General features: G+C 61.1%; 2 protein-coding genes and 1 pseudogene. All 3 read left to right on the forward strand.

Annotation, left to right across the window (positions count from 1 at the left end):
* The coding region (locus tag IRZ12_RS17495; protein ID WP_296471378.1) for an ATP-binding cassette domain-containing protein at positions 1 to 412 on the forward strand (412 nt) is incomplete at its 5' end.
* A 203-nt stretch (positions 413 to 615) separates the two neighbouring features.
* A complete protein-coding gene (locus IRZ12_RS17500; protein ID WP_296471381.1) occupies positions 616 to 1590 on the forward strand; it encodes a LysR family transcriptional regulator in 975 nt (324 codons plus the stop codon).
* 235 nt (positions 1591 to 1825) lie between these two features.
* Positions 1826 to 2068: pseudogene (locus tag IRZ12_RS17505) on the forward strand (tripartite tricarboxylate transporter substrate binding protein); the annotation flags it as partial.

Below are 2068 nucleotides of genomic sequence, written 5' to 3' on the forward strand. Positions count from 1 at the left end.
GGAGAACCTAGACGTCGTGGCCCGCCCGGGACCATGGAACAAGCAGGCTGTCTGGTCGCTTTTCCCCCGCCTCCAGGAGCGACGAGGGCATTATGGTGACCAGCTCTCCGGTGGAGAGCAGCAAATGCTGGCCATCGGCCGCGCGCTGATGACGAATCCCGCGCTGCTCTTGCTGGATGAGCCGCTGGAGGGGCTCGCACCCATCGTGGCGCAAGAGGTGGCCCAGTCCGTCCGGCAGATGATGCAGCAGGGCGGGATCACTGCCGTGGTGGTTGAGCAGCATCCCATCGTGGCCTTGCAAATGACGACGCAGGCCATTGTCTTGGAACGCGGGCGGATCTGCCTGCGCGCAGCCAGCGACGAACTGGCGCGTGACCCGAGTCGGCTGGAGTCGCTGCTGGGGGTGGTTTGAAAGTCGGTCGCGCTGTGCAGGAAGCGCCTTGCAACGGTGCAGCACGCTTTGCCACGCGATTTCCACGCAACGCCGTAGCCCATCTCCCCTCTCGCACGTCCGTGCGAAATCGTTTTTTCGCAAATTTGGAAGAATTTCCCGCTGAAAATCAGCAATACTGATGGCGTCGTTACCGGCAGAACGAAGCATACAGGGGCACCGGAATGGATCGACTTCAGGCGATGCAGGTTTTCACGCGCGTCGTCGAGGCGCACAGCTTTGGCAAGGCGGCTGAGAGCCTAGGCATGCCCGCTTCGTCGGTCACGCGAATAGTCAAGGAGCTGGAAACCTACCTAGGAGTCAGGCTGCTGCAGCGGACCACGCGGCATTTGAGCCTCACGCCGGATGGCACCCTCTATTACGACCATTGCCGTCGCTTGTTGTCGGATATCGAAATGGTCGAGGCCTCGTTTCCCGGCAGCGCGGGGAGGCCCCGGGGCAAGTTGCGCGTGGATACGACGTCCTCGATAGCGCGCTTGTTCGTGTTACCAGCCATCAAGCGTTTCCAGGAGACGTATCCCGATGTCGAACTGATCCTGACATCTGGGGATAAGACGATCGACCTTGTCCAGGAGGGGGTCGATTGCGTGATTCGCGCGGGCGTTCCCCAGGATTCGGCCACCCTCGTCGCGCGCCGCGTTGCTGGGTTTGAGTGGGTGACGTGTGCCTCGCCGGCTTATCTCGCGGCATATGGCGAACCCCGGTCGCTGGACGATTTGAAGAATCACCATGCAGTGGGGTTCATATCTAGTCGGAGCGGACGAAGCATGCACTGGACGTTCGTCGTCGATGGCGAGGAGCGTGCTATACGCGTCCCAGAGCGTATTACTGTTAACGACACGGACGCTTATGTCTGCAGCGGCCTGGAGGGTTTGGGGTTGATACGGGCGGCCAGTTACATGGTCATTCCCCATCTGCGTAGTGGCGCGCTGCGCCAGGTGTTGCCAGAGTTGAAAGCGCCGACCGTTCCCCTATCGGTGATGTATCCGAAGAACCGCCAGCTTTCTCCCACCGTTCGTGCATTCACGGATTGGTTTGGCCAATTGATGCAGGAGCTGGAGCCTCAGTGGGCGCTTTCTCGTCCGGCAATGGCTGCCGCGGCTCATGCGCCGTCCAAGAAACGGGTCTCGTCGGCGTAGCTGCCTCGAGATGGGGCAGCGCGTTCTCGCCGAACCTCGCCTTTGCACCCGCTTGGTACCCGGCGCGCATCGACCCAGTGCGCCATGTCCCGGTTTCGTGCGATCGAAATGGGGCAGGCTATCTATCTGGAAATCCGAAAAATCCACAAATACGAATGGTTTGTTGGAATAGGTGGTCGTCTCTAGGATGAGGGGCGTCGAGTCATGGCGAGATGTCACCCTTCTGGAGGCTGCAATGAAATTGATGGCTTGGAAGCTATCGCGGCGCGCCGCGGTTGCATGGCGGGCGTCATTGTCCAGCGCGCTCATCGCGACCGCGCTTCCCTGCACGGTGTCGGCCGATGAGGCTGCCGATTATCCGAACAAACCGGTCCGCCTCGTGCTGCCGTTTGCCGCGGGCGGCGTGTCGGATGTGATCTTCCGCGCGTTGGCCAATGAGCTGTCGCAGCAGCTGGGGCAACCGTTCGTGGTCGAAATC

This window comes from Pigmentiphaga sp. (genome assembly GCF_019689535.1).
Lineage (GTDB): Bacteria > Pseudomonadota > Gammaproteobacteria > Burkholderiales > Burkholderiaceae_B > Pigmentiphaga.

Excerpts from the sequence above, each read along its gene's own strand:
- IRZ12_RS17500 (WP_296471381.1), top strand. The coding sequence starts at position 616 with ATGGATCGACTTCAGGCGATGCAGGTTTTCACGCGCGTCGTCGAGGCG.